The organism is Paucihalobacter ruber, assembly GCF_006494535.1.
In the GTDB taxonomy this organism is placed as follows: Bacteria; Bacteroidota; Bacteroidia; order Flavobacteriales; family Flavobacteriaceae; genus Paucihalobacter; species Paucihalobacter ruber.
This window is the reverse complement of record NZ_VHIQ01000003.1, coordinates 367,943-390,934: the sequence shown is the minus strand read 5'-3', so window position 1 is coordinate 390,934 and position 22,992 is coordinate 367,943. Positions and strand designations below refer to the sequence as shown.

At 35.6% G+C, this 22,992-nt stretch carries 22 protein-coding genes and 1 tRNA gene; 12 read left to right on the top strand and 11 right to left on the bottom strand.

Annotated features, from left to right (window positions below; translation table 11 throughout):
• The first annotated feature begins 98 nt into the window (after positions 1-98).
• From proS to rpsT, 3 genes are all read left to right on the top strand, one after another.
• Positions 99-1,577 (top strand): proline--tRNA ligase, encoded by a 1,479-nt coding sequence (gene proS / locus FJ651_RS08055; RefSeq protein ID WP_140989996.1) that lies wholly within the window; start codon positions 99-101, stop codon positions 1,575-1,577.
• Positions 1,578-1,665: 88 nt separating this feature from the next.
• Positions 1,666-1,737, top strand: a tRNA-Glu gene (locus tag FJ651_RS08050).
• Positions 1,738-1,760: 23 nt separating this feature from the next.
• On the top strand, positions 1,761-2,012 hold the full coding sequence (rpsT, locus tag FJ651_RS08045) for a 30S ribosomal protein S20 (RefSeq protein WP_140989995.1): 252 nt from the start codon (positions 1,761-1,763) through the stop codon (positions 2,010-2,012).
• A gap of 106 nt (positions 2,013-2,118) precedes the next feature.
• Here the strand turns inward: rpsT and rho are convergent, their stop codons facing one another.
• Positions 2,119-3,819 (bottom strand): transcription termination factor Rho, encoded by a 1,701-nt coding sequence (gene rho, locus FJ651_RS08040; protein ID WP_140989994.1) that lies wholly within the window; start codon positions 3,817-3,819, stop codon positions 2,119-2,121.
• Positions 3,820-4,029: 210 nt separating this feature from the next.
• On the opposite strand from rho, the gene FJ651_RS08035 reads away from it, so the two are divergent.
• Positions 4,030-4,440 carry a DUF4293 domain-containing protein gene (locus FJ651_RS08035; RefSeq protein WP_140989993.1) on the top strand — a complete coding sequence of 137 codons (411 nt, stop codon included), beginning with the start codon at positions 4,030-4,032 and terminating at the stop codon, positions 4,438-4,440.
• Positions 4,441-4,506: 66 nt separating this feature from the next.
• On the opposite strand, the gene FJ651_RS08030 is transcribed toward FJ651_RS08035, so the two are convergent.
• A complete protein-coding gene (locus FJ651_RS08030; protein WP_140989992.1) occupies positions 4,507-4,998 on the bottom strand; it encodes a metallophosphoesterase family protein in 492 nt (163 codons plus the stop codon).
• A gap of 73 nt (positions 4,999-5,071) precedes the next feature.
• On the opposite strand from FJ651_RS08030, the gene truA reads away from it, so the two are divergent.
• Together truA and FJ651_RS08020 are read left to right on the top strand one after the other, a co-directional pair.
• A complete protein-coding gene (gene truA / locus FJ651_RS08025) occupies positions 5,072-5,815 on the top strand; it encodes a tRNA pseudouridine(38-40) synthase TruA (RefSeq protein ID WP_140989991.1) in 744 nt (247 codons plus the stop codon).
• An 8-nt stretch (positions 5,816-5,823) separates the two neighbouring features.
• The gene (locus FJ651_RS08020) at positions 5,824-7,599 is read left to right on the top strand and encodes an ABC transporter ATP-binding protein (RefSeq protein ID WP_140989990.1); all 1,776 of its coding nucleotides are present in this window, start codon (positions 5,824-5,826) and stop codon (positions 7,597-7,599) included.
• On the opposite strand, the gene FJ651_RS08015 is transcribed toward FJ651_RS08020, so the two are convergent.
• Genes FJ651_RS08015 through folP form a run of 4 tightly spaced genes read right to left on the bottom strand, consistent with a single transcriptional unit; the run spans position 7,568 to position 10,681 of the window.
• On the bottom strand, positions 7,568-8,350 hold the full coding sequence (locus tag FJ651_RS08015) for a DUF3667 domain-containing protein (RefSeq protein ID WP_140989989.1): 783 nt from the start codon (positions 8,348-8,350) through the stop codon (positions 7,568-7,570). The two genes, FJ651_RS08020 and FJ651_RS08015, sit on opposite strands and share 32 nt — an antisense overlap.
• A complete protein-coding gene (locus tag FJ651_RS08010; protein WP_216746107.1) occupies positions 8,347-9,135 on the bottom strand; it encodes a diadenylate cyclase in 789 nt (262 codons plus the stop codon). The genes FJ651_RS08015 and FJ651_RS08010 overlap by 4 nt, the downstream gene beginning before the upstream one ends.
• A 32-nt stretch (positions 9,136-9,167) precedes the next feature.
• Positions 9,168-9,857: a hypothetical protein gene (locus tag FJ651_RS08005; protein WP_140989988.1), complete on the bottom strand. Its 690-nt coding sequence runs from the start codon at positions 9,855-9,857 to the stop codon at positions 9,168-9,170.
• A complete protein-coding gene (gene folP, locus FJ651_RS08000; protein WP_140989987.1) occupies positions 9,854-10,681 on the bottom strand; it encodes a dihydropteroate synthase in 828 nt (275 codons plus the stop codon). The genes FJ651_RS08005 and folP overlap by 4 nt, the downstream gene beginning before the upstream one ends.
• A 78-nt stretch (positions 10,682-10,759) precedes the next feature.
• Here folP and FJ651_RS07995 point away from each other — a divergent pair, with 78 nt between their 5' ends.
• Genes FJ651_RS07995 through tpiA form a run of 4 tightly spaced genes read left to right on the top strand, consistent with a single transcriptional unit; the run spans position 10,760 to position 14,293 of the window.
• On the top strand, positions 10,760-11,302 hold the full coding sequence (locus FJ651_RS07995) for a DUF1599 domain-containing protein (RefSeq protein ID WP_140989986.1): 543 nt from the start codon (positions 10,760-10,762) through the stop codon (positions 11,300-11,302).
• Positions 11,303-11,307: 5 nt separating this feature from the next.
• Complete coding sequence (locus tag FJ651_RS07990) at positions 11,308-12,405, top strand: BT_3928 family protein (protein WP_140989985.1); 1,098 nt, start codon at positions 11,308-11,310, stop codon at positions 12,403-12,405.
• 10 nt (positions 12,406-12,415) lie between these two features.
• Complete coding sequence (locus FJ651_RS07985; RefSeq protein ID WP_140989984.1) at positions 12,416-13,492, top strand: ABC transporter permease; 1,077 nt, start codon at positions 12,416-12,418, stop codon at positions 13,490-13,492.
• A 51-nt stretch (positions 13,493-13,543) separates the two neighbouring features.
• Positions 13,544-14,293 (top strand): triose-phosphate isomerase, encoded by a 750-nt coding sequence (gene tpiA, locus FJ651_RS07980; protein ID WP_140989983.1) that lies wholly within the window; start codon positions 13,544-13,546, stop codon positions 14,291-14,293.
• 9 nt (positions 14,294-14,302) lie between these two features.
• Here the strand turns inward: tpiA and FJ651_RS07975 are convergent, their stop codons facing one another.
• Complete coding sequence (locus tag FJ651_RS07975) at positions 14,303-18,025, bottom strand: glycosyltransferase (RefSeq protein WP_140989982.1); 3,723 nt, start codon at positions 18,023-18,025, stop codon at positions 14,303-14,305.
• Positions 18,022-19,368: a glycoside hydrolase family 2 TIM barrel-domain containing protein gene (locus FJ651_RS07970; protein WP_140989981.1), complete on the bottom strand. Its 1,347-nt coding sequence runs from the start codon at positions 19,366-19,368 to the stop codon at positions 18,022-18,024. Before FJ651_RS07970 ends, FJ651_RS07975 begins: the two co-directional genes overlap by 4 nt.
• Before the next feature lie 486 nt (positions 19,369-19,854).
• Between FJ651_RS07970 and prmA the strand changes: the two genes are divergently transcribed.
• Both prmA and FJ651_RS07960 read left to right on the top strand, forming a co-directional pair.
• On the top strand, positions 19,855-20,685 hold the full coding sequence (gene prmA, locus FJ651_RS07965) for a 50S ribosomal protein L11 methyltransferase (protein ID WP_140989980.1): 831 nt from the start codon (positions 19,855-19,857) through the stop codon (positions 20,683-20,685).
• Between the two features lie 29 nt (positions 20,686-20,714).
• Complete coding sequence (locus FJ651_RS07960; RefSeq protein WP_140989979.1) at positions 20,715-20,990, top strand: ATP-dependent Clp protease adaptor ClpS; 276 nt, start codon at positions 20,715-20,717, stop codon at positions 20,988-20,990.
• Here FJ651_RS07960 and FJ651_RS07955 read toward each other — a convergent pair.
• The 3 genes from FJ651_RS07955 to FJ651_RS07945 are packed head-to-tail and all read right to left on the bottom strand — an operon-like array spanning position 20,987 to position 22,909.
• Positions 20,987-21,265: a heavy-metal-associated domain-containing protein gene (locus FJ651_RS07955; protein ID WP_216746106.1), complete on the bottom strand. Its 279-nt coding sequence runs from the start codon at positions 21,263-21,265 to the stop codon at positions 20,987-20,989. The two genes, FJ651_RS07960 and FJ651_RS07955, sit on opposite strands and share 4 nt — an antisense overlap.
• Before the next feature lies 1 nt (position 21,266).
• Complete coding sequence (locus FJ651_RS07950; RefSeq protein ID WP_140989978.1) at positions 21,267-21,470, bottom strand: YgaP family membrane protein; 204 nt, start codon at positions 21,468-21,470, stop codon at positions 21,267-21,269.
• 32 nt (positions 21,471-21,502) lie between these two features.
• Entirely contained in the window at positions 21,503-22,909 is a 1,407-nt protein-coding gene (locus FJ651_RS07945) for an MBL fold metallo-hydrolase (RefSeq protein ID WP_140989977.1), read from the bottom strand.
• Positions 22,910-22,992 lie beyond the last annotated feature (83 nt).

Below are 22,992 nucleotides of genomic sequence, written 5' to 3'. Positions count from 1 at the left end.
CATTGTGTTTTAATTGTTGAACATTACAAAAATAGTTAGTTTTGCTGAACTATTTTTCTGTTTAATTAAAGTACAACATTTGTGCCAAAATCTTTATAATGAGTAAAAATCTTACAAGTAGAGCCGAAGACTATTCTAAATGGTACAACGAACTGGTAGTAAAAGCTGATTTAGCCGAGAATTCGGCTGTGAGAGGTTGTATGGTGATCAAGCCATATGGCTTCGCTATTTGGGAGAAAATGCAGGCCGAATTAGACCGAATGTTTAAAGCTACGGGTCACCAAAATGCATACTTCCCATTATTTGTTCCTAAAAGTTTATTTGAGGCCGAAGAGAAAAACGCTGAAGGTTTTGCTAAAGAATGTGCGGTTGTAACACATTATCGCTTACAAAACGATCCTGATAATCCCGGTAAATTAAGAGTTGATCCTGAGGCCAAACTTGAAGAAGAATTGGTGGTAAGACCAACCAGCGAAGCAATTATATGGAGCACTTATAAAAACTGGATTCAGAGTTATAGAGATTTACCAATCTTAATTAACCAATGGGCCAACGTGGTGCGATGGGAAATGAGAACGCGATTGTTTTTAAGAACTGCAGAATTTTTATGGCAGGAAGGGCATACGGCTCATGCAACAAAGGAAGAAGCATTGGACGAAACCATCCAAATGAATAATATTTATGCCGAATTTGTTGAGAATTTCATGGCCATTCCCGTAATAAAAGGAGTGAAATCTGAAAGCGAAAGATTTGCCGGAGCCGTTGAAACCTATTGCATTGAAGCATTGATGCAGGATGGTAAAGCGCTTCAGGCAGGAACTTCGCATTTTTTGGGTCAGAATTTTGCAAAGGCATTTGATGTAAAATTCACAAATAAAGAAGGTAAACAAGATTTTGTCTGGGCTACTTCATGGGGAGTTTCTACCAGATTGATTGGTGCCTTAATTATGACGCACAGTGATGATAAAGGATTGGTATTGCCACCAAATTTAGCACCTATACAAGTGGTTATTGTTCCTATTTATAAGGGTGAAGAAGAATTAAATCAAATTTCTGAAGTGGCTAACAAGTTGGTGGCAGATCTACAAAAACTGAATATCTCGGTGAAGTTCGACAACAGAGATACACACAGACCGGGAGCTAAATTTGCACAATACGAATTACAAGGAGTACCGTTAAGAATAGCAATAGGCCCAAAAGATCTGGCTAATAATACAGTTGAACTGGCCAGAAGAGATACTTTGTCGAAGTCTGTTGAATCTATAGATAACATTACACAACTCATTCCTGATATTTTAGTCGATATACAAAATTCGCTTTTTAACCGAGCTGAAACATTTAGAGATCAACACATCACAGAAGTTGAGAATTTTGAAACTTTCAAATCGGTATTAGAGAATAAGGGTGGTTTTATATCTGCATTTTGGGATGGTAATGTAGATACTGAACAGCGCATAAAAGAACTGACAAAAGCCACTATTCGATGCATTCCAAATCAGGAAGAAGTTGTTACTGGAGTTTGTATTTTTAGCGGTAAACCGGCTAAGTACAGAGTGTTATTTGCGAAAGCCTATTAAATTTTGAAAAATTATTAATTAGGTATTGCAACATTTAAAAATAGTTGTATTTTTGCATCCGCAATAACGAACTGCATTTAATAACAATGGCCCGTTCGTCTATCGGTTAGGACGCCAGGTTTTCATCCTGGTAAGAGGGGTTCGATTCCCCTACGGGCTACAATTTAAAATATAAATAAAACAATGGCAAATCATAAATCGGCCTTAAAGAGAATTAGAAGTAACGAAAAGAAGCGCGTAATCAATAGATATCAGCACAAAACTACGCGAAATGCTATCAAAAAGTTACGTGAATTAACTGATGCTAATGAAGCTTCGGCTGCTTTACCGGGAATTATTTCTATGGTAGACAAATTGGCTAAAAAGAATATTATACATAAGAACAAAGCTGCAAACTTAAAATCTAATTTGACTAAGCACGTTGCCGCTTTATAGTTATGAACTAACATATATATTAGAACCTTCCAAACGGAAGGTTTTTTTATGTAAAAAAAAATGCTGCTCGTTACGAACAGCATTTAATATTTATACAAAGTTGGTTTTAACCGTTCATAGAGATTAAAAATTCCTCGTTGTTTCTGGTTTGTTTAAATCGTTCGTTAACAAATTCCATGGCTTCTACAGGATTCATATCGGCTAAATACTTTCTCATTACCCACATACGCTGAATGGTATTTTCATCCAGTAGTAGATCGTCTCGTCTTGTGCCTGATGATACCAAATCAATGGCAGGGAAAATTCTTCGGTTAGAAATTCTTCTGTCTAATTGAAGTTCCATGTTTCCGGTACCTTTAAACTCTTCAAAAATAACTTCGTCCATTTTTGATCCTGTTTCTGTAAGAGCCGTAGCGATGATGGTTAATGACCCACCGTTTTCAATTTTTCTGGCGGCGCCAAAAAAGCGTTTTGGTTTGTGTAGCGCATTGGCGTCAACACCACCACTTAATATTTTTCCTGATGCAGGTTGAACCGTGTTATAAGCTCTGGCCAATCGTGTAATAGAGTCTAATAAAATAACCACATCGTGACCACACTCTACCAATCGTTTCGCTTTTTCTATAACAATATCGGCAACTTTAACGTGCTCGTGGGCTTCTTTGTCGAATGTAGAGGCTACCACTTCACCTTTCACATGGCGTTGCATATCTGTTACCTCTTCCGGACGTTCATCTATAAGTAAAATCATTTGATAGACTTCGGGATGATTGGCAGCAATGGCATTAGCAACATCTTTAAGCAGCATGGTTTTACCGGTTTTTGGTTGCGCCACAATCATACCGCGTTGTCCTTTTCCAATAGGTGAAAACAAGTCCATAATTCTTGTTGAAATGGTGCTTTGTTTTTCAGCAATATTGAATTTTTCGTTAGGGAAAAGTGGTGTTAAATGTTCGAAAGATACGCGATCTCTAACAACATCGGGGCTGAGCCCGTTTATCTTGCTAACCTTTATTAAAGGAAAGTACTTTTCGCCCTCTTTTGGTGGTCTCACATGCCCTAGCACAGTATCACCTTTTTTAAGTCCGAATAACTTAATTTGAGACTGTGATACATAGATGTCGTCGGGTGAAGATAAATAATTGTAATCAGAAGATCTCAAAAATCCATAGCCATCTTGCATAACATCTAAAACGCCTTCGCTCTCTATAATCGCATCAAACTCATAGTCTGGTTCGCGATAACGGTTACGACTGTCTTTGTTGCCATTGTTCTTTTCAGAAGTGCTTGGTTGCTGCTCTTTATTTCTGGGACCTTTATTGCCTTGGTCTTTGTTGTGTTGAGCAGGTTTATTGTGTTGATTTTTTTGCTGAATGTTTTTCTGCTGGTTGGATTGATCCTGATTTCCGGTTTGAGGTTTAGGAGCAGTTTCTACTTTAGCAGTTTCAGGCTCTTGTTGTTTGTCTTTGAATTCAATTTTTTGTTGATCGTCAGATGTTGACTTGTCTTTTGACGGCTCGACAGATTTATCTGTATTCACTTTTGAATTATCAGATTGTTGATTGTTTCTTGAAACACGTGCACGTCTGGGTTTATTAGACTGCGATTGTTTGTCCTGTGGTTTTGGGTCTTTACTATCAGTTACTATTTCAGATTTAACAACGGCCGGGTTGGCGGCTTGCAAATCTAAAATTTGATAAACAAGATCTAATTTTTTTAAAGTTTTGTACTTAGGTACATTAAGCTTTTGCGCTAGTTCCTGAAGCTCGGCTAGCTTTTTTTCTTTTAATTGAGAAATATCAAACATGTAGTATTATACGGTTAATTTGTAAATGACTAAGATTTAAACCTTAATTGTGTTTTGAAAAAAATTGAGAATAAATCAGTCGTGGTTTGAAGATTGTGTTATTGAAGGTTTGCACCTCAATACTCATGCAATAATACAATTTTATTTTAAATAATTATATTGGTTTGAATTGAATTGTTAATTTTGCGCTCTAATTTAGATTTATTTTAAGTGATACAACGCATACAAACACTTTATTTGGCCATTGCAGCGGTAATTTCGGGGGGATTGAGTTTTCTCTTTCCAGTGTGGAAAAATTCAGCTAACATGGATGTGATGGCCGCAGATATTATTTGGATGATTGTGTTGTTTTTAATTTCGGCCTTATTATCGGTTATTACAATTTTTAAATATAAAAACAGACAAACTCAATTTGTATTGGGTCGTCTTAACATCATATTGAACTTTATTTTACTAGGAGTTATTGTGTATTTATCACTAACATTATCTGGAGAGACGGCGGTTTCTGAGAAAGGTATTGGGATGATTCTTCCTTTATTTTCTATCGTTTTTATTGTTCTTGCAAACAAGGCCATTAAGAAGGATGAAGATCTCGTAAAATCTGTTGATAGATTACGGTAAACCTAACATCTTAGTAGTATTAGTGCGTAAAACCCGGGGTGAAAACTTCGGGTTTTTTGCTTTTAATTACCTGGGGTATTCTATAACTTCCAAATTGTCAATTTTAGCCTTGTCTATGGTAAATCGTAACATGGTGCGCACGTTGTGAAAGCCGTGTTTACCGATGGCTCCCGGATTCATATGTAGTAGATTCAATTTGTTGTCGGGCATCACTTTTAAAACGTGCGAGTGCCCACAAATAAAAAGTTTTGGCGGATTTGCTTGAAGCATAGGTCTTATTTTTGGGTTATATCTGCCGGGATATCCGCCAATATGTGTGATGAATACATCAATACCTTCGCACATAAATCTGTTAATTTCCGGAAATTCCATTCTGGCTTCGGTATTGTCAATATTTCCGTAGACTGCTCGCAAGGGTTTAATTTCCTTAATGGAATCGGTTACTTTTAAATCTCCAATATCTCCGGCATGCCATACTTCATCAGCATTTTTAACATGTTTTAAAATGGTAGCGTCTATATAACTATGCGTATCACTAAGTAATAAAATTCTGGTCATTTAACAAATTGTAAAAGGTAACACCTGTAAATCTATCTATATTTGTAGAGCTTATCAAAAATACAAGATATACTTGAGATACTTTATAGAACTGGCATATAACGGCGGTAATTATCACGGTTGGCAAAATCAGCCTAATGCAGCTACCGTGCAATCTAAGTTGGAGTTGGCACTTAGTACCTTGCTAAGCGATGATATAGCTATTGTTGGTGCAGGCCGCACTGATACAGGTGTACATGCCAAACATATGGTGGCCCATTTTAATACAGAAGTAAATTTTAAGGTGGCTGATCTTGTTTATAAACTCAACTCTTTTTTACCTAATGATATTGCAATTTATGATATTTATAAGGTAAAACCTGACGCCCATGCCAGATTTGATGCCGTATCACGAACCTATCACTATCATATTTCAACTTATAAAAGTCCGTTTTTAAGTGGACTGGCTCATGAATTTTATCTGCCACTTGATGTTGACTTAATGAATGAAGCTTCTAAAACATTATTAAACTATAACGATTTTCAATGCTTTTCTAAAGCACATACCGATGTTAAAACCTATCATTGCAAAATAATTAAGGCCGAATGGACAGAGGAAAATCATCAGCTTATTTTTGAAATTACAGCCGACAGATTTTTACGAAATATGGTGAGAGCCATTGTTGGTACCATGATTAATATTGGACAGAAAAAAATAACAATTACGCAATTACACGACATTATTAAGTCTAAAGACAGAACTAATGCCGGATTTTCGGCGCCGGCCTGTGGGTTATATTTAACCAAAGTAGCATACCCCGAAAACATAAAACTATAAGCAAACCAATGGCCGATACTTCAAATCATATTTTTGATACATCCTTATTTAAACGATTGCTCGATTATGTAAAACCATACAAACCGGTTTTTATTGGCTCGTTATTTTTAGTAATAGGATTGGCTGTTTTTGGCGCAGCAAGACCTTATGTGGTTCAAATGGCCATTGATGAGCAAGTCTCCAAAAAGGAATACACAGGATTTGTACTCTTAATTGTAGTCATGCTGGTGTTGCTACTGTTAGAAGTGGTGTGCAACTTGTTGTTTATATATTACGCATCCTGGTTAGGTCAAACAGTGGTTAAAGATGTACGCATCAAGCTTTTTGATCACATGCTTAGTTTTAAAATGAAATATTACAACAACTCCTCTGTTGGCGTATTAATTACCAGAGCTGTCACCGACATGGAGCGCATAGCCGATATTTTTGGCGAAGGATTGTTTATGATATTCAGTGATATTCTTAAGATGTTAATTGTAGGAGCTGTCATGTTTTATATGAATTGGAAGCTCAGTTTAATTGTTTTCGTCACCTTACCAATCATTCTTTACGCTACCAAAATATTTCAAAAATATATGAAACGCGCTTTCGAAGAAGTGCGTACCGAGGTTGCCAATCTCAATTCTTTTGTACAAGAACGTGTCACCGGAATGAAAATTCTTCAGTTATTCTCAAGAGAACAAACCGAGTATGAAAAATTTAAAGTCATCAATGAGCGTCATACCAAAGGCTGGCTCAAAACGGTTTGGTATAACTCTATATTTTTCCCTATAGCCGAATTCTTGTCATCAGTTACTATGGGAGCGGTGATCTGGATAGGCGGTTTAAACGTTATATTTAACGAAACTGCTACCATTGGTCAGCTTATGGCGTTTATGATGTTTATACCTATGATGTACAGACCGCTTAACCAAATTGCCAATAAGTTTAATACCTTACAAATGGGAATGGTGGCGGCAGACCGCGTTTTTAAGGTACTTGATACACAGTCGCAAATAGACGATAATGGCATTGAACAAGCACCCCATTTTAAAGGTGATATAGCATTTAAAAAGGTTGAATTTTCTTATGTGCCCGACGAACCGGTTTTAAAGGGAATTTCTTTTGAAGCAAAATCGGGACAAACCATCGCTATTGTAGGTGCCACAGGTGCCGGAAAATCTACTATTATCAACCTGCTGAGTAGATTTTACGATATTAAAAGTGGCGAAATTTTAATTGACGATACCAATATCAATAATTACACACTAGCCTCTCTTAGAAAACAAATTGCAGTAGTATTACAGGATGTGTTTTTGTTTGCAGATACCATTTTAAACAATATTACACTTAAAGATGAGCGCATCACCGAAGCAGATGTGATCCAGGCAGCGAAGGATATAGGCATACACGACTTTATCATGAGTTTGCCAAATGGTTATCAGTACAATGTTAAAGAACGCGGCGTGATGTTATCATCGGGTCAAAAGCAGCTCATTGCTTTTTTAAGAGCTTATGTTACCAATCCGGCTATATTGGTTTTAGACGAAGCCACGTCATCTATCGATGCCTATTCAGAACAGCTCATTCAAAAAGCCACCGAAAAAATTACCAAGAACAGAACCAGTATCGTTATCGCCCACAGATTGGTAACCGTACAAAATGCCGATAAGATATTGGTGATGGATTCAGGTGAATTGGTAGAAGAAGGTACACATTTGGAGCTTATTAAAAAACCAGACGGTTATTATAAAAATCTTTATGAAGTACAATTTACGAAGGTGGCTCAAAGTCTTCAAGTGTAACTTGGCCAAATAATATTAAGAGGATAACTGTTGCAATAGAAATAATTATATATACCATAAAAAAGAAAGGTAAAAATATAAGAGTTTTGATAATTAATTGTTTGGCACTAAGACTAAATATTCTAGTTAAGACATAGCCCATGTAAATAAAAAAGCCAATAAAGTAAAAAACACTAAAAGAAAGCAGTATTTTAGGATAAATCAAATACACCAGCATATTTAATATAATCGACATGTTCGATAATAATGGGAGTGTGTAGAAGTAAATAACAATGTGCTCGGTGAAGTTGTAATGCTTATTAATAAAAATAAGATAAGACATTAAACCGGCAAGAGGTATAAACATAAAATACATTAACGAATTATATTCAATTAACGGTTCAATAATTTTTTGGGTTAACATTTGAGTATTGCTATCAGACGTTACCATCATAAAATCAAATATATTCGGAAAATAGTTCTTTATGAGAAAAAAATACAATCCGGACAGCGTAAGTGAAATCGCAAAAAAGCCTAACGGATCAATGTATTTTTTTCTTACACCCTTAACATAGCCGTCTATAACGTCTTTAGGGTCAGTAAAAAGTTTGATGATTGTTTGTAAAAATTTATTATCGTAATTAAAGAAGGTTTCACTTACGTGTATTAAGAGGTTTTTAATTGTGAGTCTTTTGTGAATAACTTTTCCACCGCAATCATTACAAAAAGAGGCATCCGGAATTAGGTTGGTGTCACAATTTTTGCAATTCATTTTTCCAAATAGCTTCTAATTTTTTGAATTAAATCGGCAGTATCTGTATAATCACAAAAGTCACCGTTTTTTATAAATGAAATTTGCCCGGTTTCTTCGCTTACTACCAATGCCAGCGCATCGGTTTTTTCAGTAATACCAATAGCAGCCCGGTGCCTTAAACCAAAATGATTGGGTATGGTTTTTCCCATATTAACCGGTAAAATAACTCGTGTACCTCTTATAACATTGTTAGTGATGATAATTGCTCCATCGTGTAACGGACTGTTTTTAAAAAAGATGCTTTCTAATATCACCTCAGACACCTTGATTTCGGTTTCATCACCAATCGTTACCAAATAATCAATATTGTTGTGTCTTTCAAAAACTATGAGCGCACCGGTTTTGGTACTTCCCATTTTAGTACAGGCTTTAACAACGGCTTCTACATTGGTTAATGAAGTAGATTCGTTCTTAAAAATTTTAAGTCGGCTTAAAAAGTTCTTTCTGCGTTGTTTGATGTTTGTTGAGCCAACCATGAGCAAAAACTTGCGTATTTCGGGTTGAAATACCACAATTAAGGCAATAATACCAACCTTCATGAATCCACCAAAAATGGTGTAAAGTAACCGCATGTTCAGATATTCGGTAAGACGCCAGATAAGGTATAAAATGGCAATGCCCAAAAAGATGTTAATGGCAACCGTGCCTTTTAACAACTGATAAACGTAATACAAAAGAATGGCTACCAGAATTACATCTAGCACATTCATAAAGCTAAAGTCTAATGATTTTAGATAATCCAAAACATTACTTTTTGTAAAAGTAGAAAATAATATCAATAGAGAATGAATTCTTTAGGTGCAATGGCGATGTTATTTTCGGCAAGTTTTTCAATTTGCCTCTGATAGGTAATAAATTCCTGAAAATTCATTAATCCGTCAAAGGCAAGGTAAATGGTATCAGGTGTTTCATTTTTGAACACTTCAGCTTCTAAAATTTTACTAAGCTCTTGTTTATATCTGAGTTTATGGTTTGAAGGGAGGTATATGTTAATTTCTCCTTGAGGTTTAAACTCCATTACTACGTTTTCAACCTTATCATCGCGGTTTATCAATTCTTTGATGTAGGTGTTGCGATCGTTGAATGCAAATTCAACTTCGGTAAAATCAATAAAGCCTAAAGTTTGTTTTTCTAAATCATTGCAGCTAAAATAATTTCGGGCTTTTTCATTTTTATGAAGTTTGGCATCTTTTCTTTTTTCTTGAAGCTCATTTATTGAGGGGATTATTTTTTGCAATTGATGCCGCTTATCAATATTAAACAACCAATTAGTGGTGCTTATCAGGTTTTTTCGATTAAGTTCTACACTGTCTTTTTTCTTGGGATTGAAAAATATGAAAACAGGTGAAACATCTTTTATTTCGTTAATTACTGAAGTTTCAACATGAGGTAATAAAATAGTTTTATCTTCATTACTGCATGCAATTAAGAATAAGGCGAATATTACTATAAATATATTTTTCATTGTCTTTTTAGTTGGTTGAATAAGGTAACACATTCTACTGCTTCTTTAACGTCGTGAACCCTTAAAATATTGGCGCCTTTGGTAAGTGCTAGCATATTAAGTGCGGTAGTACCGTTTAAAGCTTGTTCTGGTGTACTATTTAAAGTTTTGTAAATCATTGATTTTCGAGAAACGCCTACTAATAGAGGTTTGTCAATGATATTTAAAAGTTCTAAGTTACCCAATAATTCAAAGTTTTGCTCTCTTGTTTTGGCAAAACCAAATCCGGGATCGATAATCACATCAATTAATTGTTCAGATTTGGCTCGCTGTAACCTTTCCGCAAAATAGCTAATCATCTCTTTTAACAAGTCGTTGTAAACGGTTAGTTGTTGCATGGTTTGTGGCGTACCACGCATATGCATCATAATGTACGGTACTTGCAAGCGGGCAACGGTTTTAATCATTTCTTTATCTAACATTCCGGCCGAAATATCATTAATCATAGCGGCACCGGTTTCAATAGATGCTTTAGCAACACTACTCCTAAAGGTGTCAATCGATAAAATAATGTCTGGAAACTTTTTGATAAGCAATTCCACAACAGGTAAGACGCGCCTTAATTCTTCATCTTCCGCTACAAATTCTGCTCCGGGTTTAGAGCTGTAACCACCAACATCAATAAAGGTAGCACCTTCACGAAGCATTTTTTCAACTTGGCTTAAGATATCAAGCTCATTTTTATAACTTCCACCGTCGTAAAAAGAATCGGGTGTTAGATTAAGTACACCCATTACTTTTGGAGTAGATAAGTCGATAAGTTGTCCTTTGCAGTTAATGGTCATTTAAAAAGAAAACTTTGGGGTTAAATCTTGAACATTTAACATAATTGTGCGAAATTTACACAAATTTAAATGATTTGTATGCAGAATACTTTAAAACAGTATGATGAGGTAATTTCGGTTTGCCGTTCGTTATTTGAAAAGAAAATGAAAGATTACGGCAGTGCCTGGCGCATATTAAGGCTGCCATCCCTTACAGACCAGATTTTTATAAAAGCACAACGCATAAGAAGCCTTCAGGAAAATGACATCAAAAAAATAGACGAGGACGAACGCAGTGAGTTTATTGGGATTATTAATTACAGCATCATGGCACTCGTTCAAATTGAACTGGGTATTGCAGACCAGCCCGATTTAGAGCTTAAAACCTCTCTCGAGTTGTACGATAAGCATATTAAAATTACCAAAGATTTAATGCAAAATAAAAATCACGATTACGGTGAGGCCTGGCGCGAAATGCGGGTGAGTTCTCTAACCGATTTAATTTTGCAAAAACTATTGCGTGTTAAACAAATAGAAAACAATAAAGGCAAAACACTGGTAAGCGAAGGTATTGATGCCAATTATCAGGATATGATCAACTACGCGGTGTTTGCCATGATACATTTAAACGAAAATAATTAAACTATATGAAGTACCTGGTACATTTTTCTCGACTATTTGTAGGCGTTTTGTTCATTATTTCCGGACTAATAAAGTTGAATGATCCGGTTGGATTTGCCTTTAAATTAGAGGAATATTTTTCCTCGGCAGTTCTTAATTTGCCGTTTTTTGAGCCCTATGCGTTGGGAATATCAATTTTTGTGGTAATTTTTGAAGTGCTACTTGGCGTTTTTTTATTAATTGGTTACAATGCTAAATTTACTGTTTACAGTTTGCTGGCCATGATTGTATTTTTTACGTTTTTAACCTTCTATTCGGCTTACTACAATAAAGTAACCGATTGCGGCTGTTTTGGCGATGCGGTTAAATTAACACCTTGGGAATCTTTTACAAAAGATGTTGTACTTCTTGTGTTTATTCTAATTTTATTGAAAGGCTTAAAGTTTATAAAGCCGTTGATGAAGCCAATAGGCCTTACTGTGGTTTCGTTGTTAAGTTTTATGTTGTGCTTAAGTTTCGCATACCATGTGTTAATGCATTTACCTGCCATAGATTTCAGACCTTACAAAATTGGCGCCAATATTATCGATAATATGATGGTTCCGGAAGATGCACAAAAGGCCGAAATTGAATATACCTGGACCTTTAAAGTTGATGGTAAAGAACAGAAATTTATTACTTCGGGTAGTTATCCATCTGTTGAAAATGGCGAATATGTAGGGGTTGAAACCAAAGTAGTAAAAGAAGGTTACGAACCGCCCATTCACGATTTTTCAATGGAACAAGACGGCGAAGATTATACCGAAGATTTGATGTCAGAGCCAAAATTACTCATGGTTGTGATGTTTAATCTGGATAGGGTAGAGCGCGACGGACTTTCAAAACTAAAAACTGTTGTTAACAAGGCCGAAACGGCAGGTTATAAAGTGGTGGCTTTAACGGCTTCGGGCGAGGTACTTCAGCAATCGGTTAATAAAACTTATGGTTTAAATTTAGACTTTTACTTCTGCGACGAAACGGCACTGAAGACCATAGTACGGTCAAATCCGGGATTGTTAAAAGTACACTCCGGAACCATTTTGCAAAAGGTTCACTGGAATGATTCAGACAAATTATCATTTTAAATTTTGACAACTGATTAGGTACATCTTAAATAAAATATTTTACGCCCTACTTACATTATTTGGAGTAATAACGGTGATATTTTTATTGTTTAATGTATTGCCCGGCGATCCGGCTCAGATGATGTTAGGTCAAAACGAAAGTAGTGAGCAGCTCAATATTATCAAGAAAAAATACGGATTTGATAAGCCGTTAACCACGCAATATTTTTACTATATCAACGATTTGTCGCCTGTTTCATTTCACTCAAAAAACGATTCAGATTATACAAATCTCACCCCTGGAAAATATCAGGCCTTTACACTGTTTAGTTTTGGTAATACCAATCTGGTAATTAAAAAACCCTATTTACGGGCTTCTTTCACTAAACAAGGTAAAAATGTTTCGGAAGTTATTGCCGAAACTTTGCCAAATACAGCAGTTTTAGCTTTAAGCGCCATTACCATCGCTATCATAATAGGTGTGATGTTGGGAATTGTTTCGGCCTTGTATAAAGATACCTATATCGATAAAATAATTCAGGTTGTTAGCACTGTTGGTATGAGTGTGCCGTCCTTTTTTAGCGCTATTATTTTTGCCTGGATTTTTGGTTTTGTACTTCATAAATACACCAATTTACCAATGACCGGAAGTTTATACGAAATGGATGATTATGGAGAAGGAATGCAGCTTCAGCTTAAAAATTTAATTCTGCCTGCCATAGTTTTAGGGATAAGACCTTTGGCGGTGGTGGTTCAGCTTATGAGAAATTCGCTGCTCGAAGTTTTAAGTCAGGATTATATAAGAACCGCCAGAGCTAAAGGCTTAAGCGCATTTCAAGTGCTGAGGCGTCATGCTGTAAAAAATGCTTTAAATCCGGTAGTAACGGCTATTTCTGGTTGGTTTGCGTCTATGTTGGCCGGTGCCGTATTTGTTGAGTATATTTTTGGATGGAATGGTCTGGGAAAAGAAATCGTCAATGCTTTAAATACTTTAGATTTACCGGTAATTATGGGTTCGGTGTTAGTAATTTCCTTGCTGTTTATTTTAATAAACATGCTGGTGGATGTCATTTATGTGTGGTTAGATCCCAAAGTTAAATTGAATTAGTTGTAAACAATTATAGTTTAGATATTATAAAAGAATTAAAATATTAATCTTATGAGAACAAAAGTAGTAGCAGGTAACTGGAAAATGAATAACGATGCAGCCCAAACAAAAGATTTAATTGCAGCATTGATAAGTCAGAAAAAAACCTCTCAAGCCAAAGTGATGATTGCACCAACGTTTCCAAATTTGGTCAACGCAGTAGAAGCAGTTAAAAGTAGCGATATAGAAGTTGTGGCCCAAAATATGCATTTTGCCGCTAATGGTGCCTACACAGGTGAAGTGAGTGCCGCCATGTTAAAGAGCGTTGGTGTACATACCGTCATTTTAGGTCATAGCGAACGTCGTGCCTATTTTCATGAAACTGATGAGCTTTTAGCAAAAAAAGTCAATGCCGCTTTAGAAAACCATATGCAGATCATCTTTTGTTTTGGTGAAGAATTAGCCGATAGAAAATCGGGTAATCACGAAAACATCGTAGCAAGTCAAATTAAAAATGCCTTGTTTCATTTAGATGCCAACGCATTTAAAAATATTATTTTAGCTTACGAACCGGTTTGGGCCATTGGCACCGGTGAAACCGCCAGTCCTGAACAGGCACAAGACATGCATGCCTTTATTCGTAAAACCTTAGCTGACAAATACGGCAACGACTTGGCAGAAAGTGTTACCATTTTATACGGTGGTAGTGTTAAACCTGATAATGCTAACGAAATATTCTCAAAGCCCGATGTTGATGGCGGATTAATTGGCGGGGCTTCTTTAAAAGCTGAGGATTTTTATGCGATTGTGAATGCTATTTAATTAAATGAATTAATTTAATTGATTTAAAGGTGTGTTTAAAGTAGTTATTGTCTGCCTGGACATTTGTTGGTTGCTAATCCTTAATTGAAGCAGATAGTTGTTATAGTCTTCGGGAATGGTGAGTTTTAGTTTTGGTGTATTATCTAGTTTTTTAATTGCTAAAAAATCGCCTGTATCATTGCATTTTATCAGATACCATTCAAACTCGAAATTCTTTAGACTTTCGCCGTAAACCCAATTTAAATTATCTATTAAAACCATGGCGTTATACGTTTGTGTATGACCAGGGTACAAGAGTTTTGCAGGCTTTAATATTTTGATTTCCGGTAGAATATCTGCTGATGAATCTTGTTCGAGCAGTCGTTTGAGCTCAAAATAATCTGTTTTTGGTTTGCCGCTTAAATCTAATAATCCGTCAAAAGAAATTTTATTAAACTCGTGGTTGTCTTGCCAGTTGGTAATAAAATAGGGTATATTGATTTGATTTACTATATGTTGGTTTAAAGAAGTAGCACTAATTTGAGATATTTGATAATTGATATCTTCATCATTAAGTTTTGTAAGGGCATCTTGTAAGTATCTATCGTCAATTACTAGCAAACCAATAGCATCAATGTTTGATATTTGGCTTTGTATAATATGGAAATTATTATGAAATTGAGACGATACTTCAATATCTATAATAAAAGGTCTGGATGCATCTGTTGCTTTAATCTTATTTAATAGGCTTTCGAGCCAGTTTAAATAAGCATACTGTTGTTTTGTAACCTCAATTCTATTGTATTGATAGTTTAACTGAGCGAGTACATCTGTATCAAAATGCCAGCTAATAATGTATGTGTGCTTTTGCAGGTTTTTTACAGTTTGAAATATATCATTGCTGAGTTTTATTTTTTTCTGTTCATCTTCAGCCCAGTTTATATCGGTAGGTATGCTAAACCCAAAAGATACTTGTATTCCTGCTTCTTCGGCTAATTTCAACACGTTGTAATTGTAAACTTTGTTATTAGTATAGCGTATGGCATTAATACCGAGTTTTTTCATTTCTTTGAAATCCTTTATTAAAGTTCGTCTATTTAAAGTATAAAAACTCTTGCTCCAGTTTCTCCCTTTATTGTAGTTAACTCCAAGAACTTTTTTAGGAATGTTTAAATTACTTTCAATATTTATAGTCTTAGTTATTTTAATATTGGGGCTGAATTCCTCTAATTTGAACGTCCAGTCTAGTACCTCTGCATTTATATTGTTTGTTTCTAAAGGCAGATTATTATCTAAATTACTATAAAACAATACAGCCGATTCAATTTCGGGATATTGCGCAATACTCTTGAAGGCTTCTATATTCCAATTGAGGCGTTCCTTGTTGGTTTGGCCTAAACTTCCTAATTCGGTTATAATAACTGGCAGGTTAGTTAGTTTAAATAGTTCTTTTTTAAAAGGTTGATATAATTCTTGAAAAGAGAAATCGCGATTTTGAGGATTCAAATGAGCATAATTCAAAATGTTTAATCCAACTTTATCTACATAGTTGCTACCGGGAAATGAGGCAGCAACATTTTTAGCTTCCCACGGATTCCAAATCCACTGTACATTGGTAGCTCCTTCACGGTCAAATATTTGATGAATGTGTTGCCATGCTTTTTTGAGATCATTAAATCCTTGGTCGTTATTTACAAACCAAGGATAAAATGGATTGTCGAATTCGTGGGCAAATCTCAACAATACAGGTGCTTCAATCTCTTTAAGTTTTAAAGCCATATTTGAAATATAATCATCAAAAGCTCCTAACCGGATGAGCTCAAACACGTGTAAATTATCGATGTTTTCAAATGATTCCGGTATCCAAGGCTCCCAGGTGATCATCGCAATTGACCCGCGTTTATAAATCGCTTCAATTTCGGAGCATGGAAAGTTTGAGTTTTCAAGATCAACCCATGGCACATACAACGAAATAATGTTGTATTTGGTGAAAAACTCATTTTCAAGATTTTTAACTAAAGTAATGTTTGTTATGCCGTCATCTTCCGAAGGAAAAAATACGCCAAAACTCTTTAAAGCATTGAGTCTTTTAGATGTAGTGCTTAAATTTTCAAATTTATTCCGTTCTATCTTGTATTGCGCTATAAAAAAAAGGGGTAAACAAGCTACCAAAATGTACAAAGCAAATTGTCTCCAGAAATGGTAGATCTCATGTTTTTTTGGCGATAAAATAGTTCTTATACCCGTTAAATCTGTTTTTATAAACTTATGTTTAATAATCTTTTCATTGTGAAACCAAAGTGTATTTAACAAGAAGTAGGCATTTAGTAAGGCAAAGCCGGACATGATTATTGAGAAGGGAGTAAAATCTTTGTAAAGCCCATAAATAACCGCAAATATTGATAGCATTGCAAATAATATATTTGGGAATAATAATTTAAAACCTGCTATTTCTGAACCATCTTTTGGAGTTGGTATGTAGGGTATTTTTTTTCTTAAGAAGGTATAAATACAACCCAAAACAAAAAACCACCAGGTGGTTATAAATAAAATACCACCGGTGAGGTGTATGCCGTATTCACTTTTTTGCATTACCCATTTTTGAACATATAACCGTATGGTGAGGATGCTTAGAAGTACCGGCAAAAACAGGAAGCTGAAATTTACAATATTTCCTTTCCAAGGCGTAGTAGATAGTAAAAGCGAAATTATTGGTATTAGTAAATTAATTAAAATGATAAATCCCGATAAGTAATGTAGTGGTAAAATACCATAATGTAGTTTTTGCCTGTTGGTAAATTGTTTAAAAAGTTTTGGATAAACGGTAAATAATAATTCAAAAGTGCCTCTAGACCATTTAAGTTGTTGTTTGTAATAGGCGCCTAAGGTGTCTGGAGCCAATCCGCTGGTAAGTACCTGCGGCACATAAACCGATGTCCATTTTTTCGCATGTAGTCGCATGGCTGTATGAAGGTCTTCAGAAAGTCCGGCCGCATGTCCACCAATACTATCTAAAGCTTTTCGCCTAAACACACAATTAGCACCAATGGCATTCACGGTGCCGTAGGTATTCATAGTCATCATTACCGGGCCGTAAAAATGGTAGGTTTGTTCTGCGGCGCCTCTTGCCACCAGTGATGAATTGCAATTATAGTAAGATTGAACTGTTTGTACGAAGCCCACCTGCTCATCTTCAAAATAGGGTAATACTACATCTAAAAAATCTTCTGAAGGAATATGATCAGGATCTAGTACCAAACAAATATCGCCGTTGGCTATTTTTAGTGCATTGTTAATGTTGCCGGCCTTAGCATCTATACGGTTATTGCGGGTAACATGCTTTATGCCATGATTTATGCAAAATTCTTTTAGGTATGGATCGTTGGCTTCATCGCATAAATAAGCAGTATTTGGGTAATTAAGTTTTTTAATAGCCAACAATGTTTTGGTTACCATTTGATATGGCTCCCCTGGAAAATAGGTGGTAAGCACATCTACTGTTGGCTTACTTTTAAATTCAGGTGGTTTTGGTATGCTAATAGCCCAATAGTGATACCAAATGTAAAGTACTCGCAGGCTATCAAATGTAATAGACAGTAAAAGTAAACCGTACAACCATTTATTGTCAATTAAATCGTTATCAAAAAACCAGTAAAAAAAGTTGATAAAACTTAAAATACCCAGAATGATAAGAATTCTTATGGTTAAGATTTCTTTTTGCGTAGGTGCTTTTACAGGTGCTGAGTAGCTCATGGTTTTTCTAATACGTAAAAAGATAAATTGGCAGTTGCAAAATAATTATTTGAATCGTATATGTTAACAAACAATCGGTAGGGACCTTCTCTTAACAGGGTTCTAAACTCAATGCTGCTTGTAACTTTTTTTGTACTTATTAATTGCGTCTTGATGGCCGTTTTCTCATAATCTCTAAATCTGTAATGCCAGATTTCGGGATATAATTCCCATTTAAAAGTTAGTTGGTTGTTATTTAAACTATCAGCTAAATATGTGAAATTTATTTGAGCATTTAAAGTATCTGTAGGTTTAAAAACTAAGTTCTCAGCAGAATTGTGATTATTTATTGTGATGTCTTGAATGTTAAATAATAGATTTGATGTGGCTCGATCTTTCCATAGTTGTTCCAAGGTTTTAATTTGGTGCGAGGGTTTGTTTTCTCGATCAAACATACTAAACCAAGTATGCGTAGACTCATGTTTATGGCCCCAATAAAATAATAAGGATCCTATACTGCTACCGGTATTTAATATTTTGATGAAATTGTAATTGCGAATTAACTGATTTACCTTTTCACTGCTAAAAGGCTCTGTAGTGGCTCCCCAACTATTGCTACTCACTTCCCAGGGTCCGTTACAGCCCCATTCGCTTATAAAGAAGGGAAATTTGCCATATACAGGTTTTAACGTTTTCAGTTTTTCTTCTGTCTCGTGAAGTGCACCAAATGTATTAAAACCATAAATGTCTATTTCAGGAAAATTAAAAAATAAAAAAAGCGTCTTAGATCTGCTGCCTTCGGTTGTTACACTAAGAGGGTGATTGGGGTCTTCTGTTTTAATAATATTGATAAGTTCTTTGTAAGTAGTGTTAAATTCATTAGCAAATGGTGTGATAGGAAAATGGAGTTCATTACCTAAATTCCACATCAATAATGCCGGATGGTTTTTGTATTGGTTAACCAGGCTTTTTACACTTTCTTTTAAATTGTTTTGTAGGTTTTTATTCTGATAATTAAAATAATCTTTATGGTAATTAGGGATGGGAATATCTACAATTACCGCTAAATTGAACTTCTCGGCCTCATCTAAAACAGCTTTTAGGTTAACAGTATCGTAAACTCTGATGGTATTGCCTCCGATTTCGGAAAGTATTTGAAAGTTGGAACTTCCGGCGGCACCTTTTATCTCAAATGGCTGTCCGTTTCTTATCAGCGTAAATTGGTTATTGTTTTTTACAATATGAACAATTTTGTTGCTAGGCTTATAATCTGGTCTTTTTGAATATTGGTGAAATAGCCAGCCCATTGCTGCAAAAAGACAAACTAGAACACTCCAAAAAAAGACTTTTCTTAACAATCTCAAGTAGATAGATTTAATTTCAAAAATAAATAAACAAAAAATAATTGTTTTAAAACAGATGTTAAAATACCATTATATCAGATAAGTAAAATGAGGAATTCCTCAATTTGTTAAAATTACTTCTTACCATTCTATTAAAACAATAACTTTATACTATTTCAAATACCAATCTCAATCTGAAATCTCAAACACAAATTTTTTCCTTGTGTGTATTTGGAACATTGTTGATGTGGTTTGTCCTCTAAAATCTTAGTTTTTGGTTTGGGTTGTCGTTATATATATTCTTTAAATAGAGTACATTCGCATTTAAATACCTCAAAGCAGGATTGTTATTTTTAGTTGTATAAGCCAGCAAATTATCTTTTTTAACAAACTAACCAATTGGAATTATCATCATTAATACAATAAATGTTTATTTTAATGTTTGCTTAATGTAATAAAAACACTATTTACCACTCAACTGATGTTTACCTTTGCAAAAAAATAATAATGAACATCTATATCGCTTACCATTTTGTTGTTAATCCGCTTCAACCGGCCACTGATATATTAACCGCAGAATTGGGATACGCCGGTTTTGAAAGTTTTGTAGAAAACGAAGACGGCGTGTCGGCGTACATCCAAAAACAAGACTGGCACGAACACATTTTAGAGGATGTTGAGATTTTAACTTCAGAAAATTATAGTATTAACTATACAATTGAAGAAATTGAACAACAAAACTGGAACCGGGAGTGGGAGACCAATTTTCACCCGATTGTTGTAGACGATAAATGCACGGTGAGAGCGCCATTTCACGAAAAACCTGATACGCAGTTTGATTTAATTATTGAACCAAAAATGAGTTTTGGCACCGGTCATCACGAAACCACACATATGATGATTCAGCATCTGTTGAAAAATGATTTGAAAGGTAAAGTTGTTTTAGATATGGGTTGTGGCACCGCCGTTTTGGCCATTTTAGCCGAAAAACTAGGAGCCAAAAAAGTAGATGCCATCGATATAGACAACTGGTGTTATTTGAACAGTCTTGAGAATACCGAACGAAATAACTGCACCAAAATCTCTGTGTTTGAAGGTGATGCTTCTTTGTTGGGTGAGCAATTTTACGATGTTATTATTGCTAATATCAACCGAAACATTTTATTGGATGATATGGCCACTTATGTATCGTGCTTGAATCCCAACGGAATGGTATTTTTAAGCGGATTTTATCGGGAAGACATACCGGCAATCACTGAAAAGACCGAAGAATTGGGACTTTCGTTGGTCGATACACTCGAAAAAAATAAATGGGTTGCATTAAAATTGAAAAATTAGTATTTTCATGGCTTGAAAAAGATAGCCTTATGAGTACCAAAGAAAAATTACTGGAAGACCTGTTGCTCGAAGAAGACACTGTTAAACAAAATGAAATCATCTTGTTTAACGATGATGTCAATACCTTCGATCATGTGATCAATACCCTAATTCACGCCTGCGACCATACACCCGAACAGGCAGAGCAATGCTCCATTATTGTTCACTACAAAGGTAAATGTACCGTTAAAACGGGTCCTTACGAAGATTTAAAACCGCGCTGTTCTAAATTGCTGCAGGCGGGTTTAAGTGCCGAAATCGTTTAACTGTTCATTCGGCCAACGGCGCAACTTACAAAAGATTTTGCCTTTTGGTGTAGCGCGTTGTTTTCACCTTCAATTGGGTAACCCAAAGCCGATAGCTTTTTAATGACAGCCTCTAAATTGGAGTCGTTAGAATAGTTGAATTTAACACTATCAGTTTCATTCACCACCACCACTTCACCAATACCATCTAATTTTGATAACTGCGTTGTAATGGTATTGGCGCAGCCGTGGCATTTCAAATTTTGTATTTTTAATTCGGTGTTTTTAATTTCCATTCTATTTTGTTTTACAAGTATTAACACCCAATAAGGTGTATAACGGACAAAAACTCACAAGGCTGGTCAGTAAAAATATAATGGCAAAAGCCATCAGTACAATGGCAAGTGTACCGCCAATCACGTCAAAATAATACAATGCTGCTACTGCAATGGCCAATAAAACTCTTACAGATTTATCGGCAGTTCCCATGTTTTTTTTCATTTGATGTTGATTTAAAGTTAGTAATAATTAGTTTAAAGCGTCGACGGACAAACATAAGCCGTTACAGGAATTTTGGTTTCTTTAATGGCTGCAAATCCGCCTGCCACATCAACCAGGTTATTATAACCTCTGGCTTTTAATATGGACGCCGCAATTACCGAACGATATCCTCCGGCGCAGTGGATGTGATAGGTGTTGTCTTTGTCTATTTCAGTCATTTGCTCATTGATAAAATCTAAAGCAAAATGTTGTGCACCTTCAATATGAGACGATATATATTCACCATCCTTACGAACGTCTAATATATTGGTATCACCTGATTTCACCTTAGTCTCAAATTCTTGAGCCGAAATAGATGCTAATGTTTCAATGTCTTTTCCCGCCTGTTTCCAGGCTTCAATACCGCCTTCAAGATATCCCAGTGTATTGTCGTAACCAACCCTCGATAATCTGGTAACCGCCTCCTGGGCTCTTCCTTCAGGTGCCACCAGTAAAATAGGTTGTTTAATGTCGGTGATTAAGGCACCAACCCATGGCGCAAATTGTCCGTCTAATCCAATAAATATCGAATTGGGTATGTGTGCTTTTACAAAATCGTTTTGATGGCGTACATCTAATACCAAAGCCGACTCATGATTGGCCAGGGCTTCAAAGTCTTCGGGCGTTAGTGGTACATTGCCTTTTTCGAGAACAGTTTCAAAACTGCTGTATCCCATTTTATTCATCATGGCATTTTTGGCAAAATATTGCGGTGGTGGCGCAATGCCATCCAATACTTCTTTGACGAATTCTTCTTTGGTCATATCGGCGCGTAAGGCGTAGTTGGTTTTTTTCTGTTCGCCAAGGACACCAACCGTTTCTTTGCTAAGGTTTTTACCACAGGCCGAACCGGCACCATGCGCCGGATAAACAATCACATCGTCTGCCAGAGGCATGATTTTATGGCGAAGCGATTCAAATAACATACCGGCCAGATCTTCTTTGGTTAAATCAGATTTAATAGCCAAATCTGGACGACCAACATCCCCTAAAAATAAGGTGTCGCCCGAAAATATGGCGTGGTCTTTTCCATTTTCATCAATTAACAAATAGGTTGTCGATTCTAATGTATGACCGGGCGTGTGCAATACTTTAATTTTGATATTGCCTAGTTCAAAAATTTCACCGTCTTTGGCTTCATGAATATTGTAGTCGGTTTTAGCACCCGGACCAAAAACAATGGTAGCACCTGTTTTTTTGGCTAAATCAATGTGCCCCGATACAAAGTCGGCATGAAAATGGGTTTCAAACACATATTTAATTTTGGCATTTTCTGCTTTCGTTTTATCGATGTATTGTTGCGTTTCTCTTAAAGGGTCAATAATGGCAACTTCACCTTCCGATTCAATATAATAAGCGCCTTGCGCTAAACATCCTGTGTATAATTGCTCAATTTTCATAAATTCTTTTTTAAAGGTTAACTAACAAACAATGCAGTCCTAACAAAGTTACAAAATTTAGTGCGCATTTTTGTAACTTATGT

Excerpts from the sequence above, each read along its gene's own strand:
- proS (WP_140989996.1), top strand. The coding sequence starts at position 99 with ATGAGTAAAAATCTTACAAGTAGAGCCGAAGACTATTCTAAATGGTAC.
- rpsT (WP_140989995.1), top strand. The coding sequence starts at position 1,761 with ATGGCAAATCATAAATCGGCCTTAAAGAGAATTAGAAGTAACGAAAAG.
- rho (WP_140989994.1), bottom strand. The coding sequence starts at position 3,819 with ATGTTTGATATTTCTCAATTAAAAGAAAAAAAGCTAGCCGAGCTTCAG.
- FJ651_RS08030 (WP_140989992.1), bottom strand. The coding sequence starts at position 4,998 with ATGACCAGAATTTTATTACTTAGTGATACGCATAGTTATATAGACGCT.
- FJ651_RS08020 (WP_140989990.1), top strand. The coding sequence starts at position 5,824 with ATGGCCGATACTTCAAATCATATTTTTGATACATCCTTATTTAAACGA.
- FJ651_RS08015 (WP_140989989.1), bottom strand. The coding sequence starts at position 8,350 with ATGAATTGCAAAAATTGTGACACCAACCTAATTCCGGATGCCTCTTTT.
- FJ651_RS08005 (WP_140989988.1), bottom strand. The coding sequence starts at position 9,857 with ATGAAAAATATATTTATAGTAATATTCGCCTTATTCTTAATTGCATGC.
- folP (WP_140989987.1), bottom strand. The coding sequence starts at position 10,681 with ATGACCATTAACTGCAAAGGACAACTTATCGACTTATCTACTCCAAAA.
- FJ651_RS07995 (WP_140989986.1), top strand. The coding sequence starts at position 10,760 with ATGCAGAATACTTTAAAACAGTATGATGAGGTAATTTCGGTTTGCCGT.
- FJ651_RS07990 (WP_140989985.1), top strand. The coding sequence starts at position 11,308 with ATGAAGTACCTGGTACATTTTTCTCGACTATTTGTAGGCGTTTTGTTC.
- tpiA (WP_140989983.1), top strand. The coding sequence starts at position 13,544 with ATGAGAACAAAAGTAGTAGCAGGTAACTGGAAAATGAATAACGATGCA.
- FJ651_RS07975 (WP_140989982.1), bottom strand. The coding sequence starts at position 18,025 with ATGAGCTACTCAGCACCTGTAAAAGCACCTACGCAAAAAGAAATCTTA.
- prmA (WP_140989980.1), top strand. The coding sequence starts at position 19,855 with ATGAACATCTATATCGCTTACCATTTTGTTGTTAATCCGCTTCAACCG.
- FJ651_RS07960 (WP_140989979.1), top strand. The coding sequence starts at position 20,715 with ATGAGTACCAAAGAAAAATTACTGGAAGACCTGTTGCTCGAAGAAGAC.
- FJ651_RS07955 (WP_216746106.1), bottom strand. The coding sequence starts at position 21,265 with ATGGAAATTAAAAACACCGAATTAAAAATACAAAATTTGAAATGCCAC.
- FJ651_RS07950 (WP_140989978.1), bottom strand. The coding sequence starts at position 21,470 with ATGAAAAAAAACATGGGAACTGCCGATAAATCTGTAAGAGTTTTATTG.
- FJ651_RS07945 (WP_140989977.1), bottom strand. The coding sequence starts at position 22,909 with ATGAAAATTGAGCAATTATACACAGGATGTTTAGCGCAAGGCGCTTAT.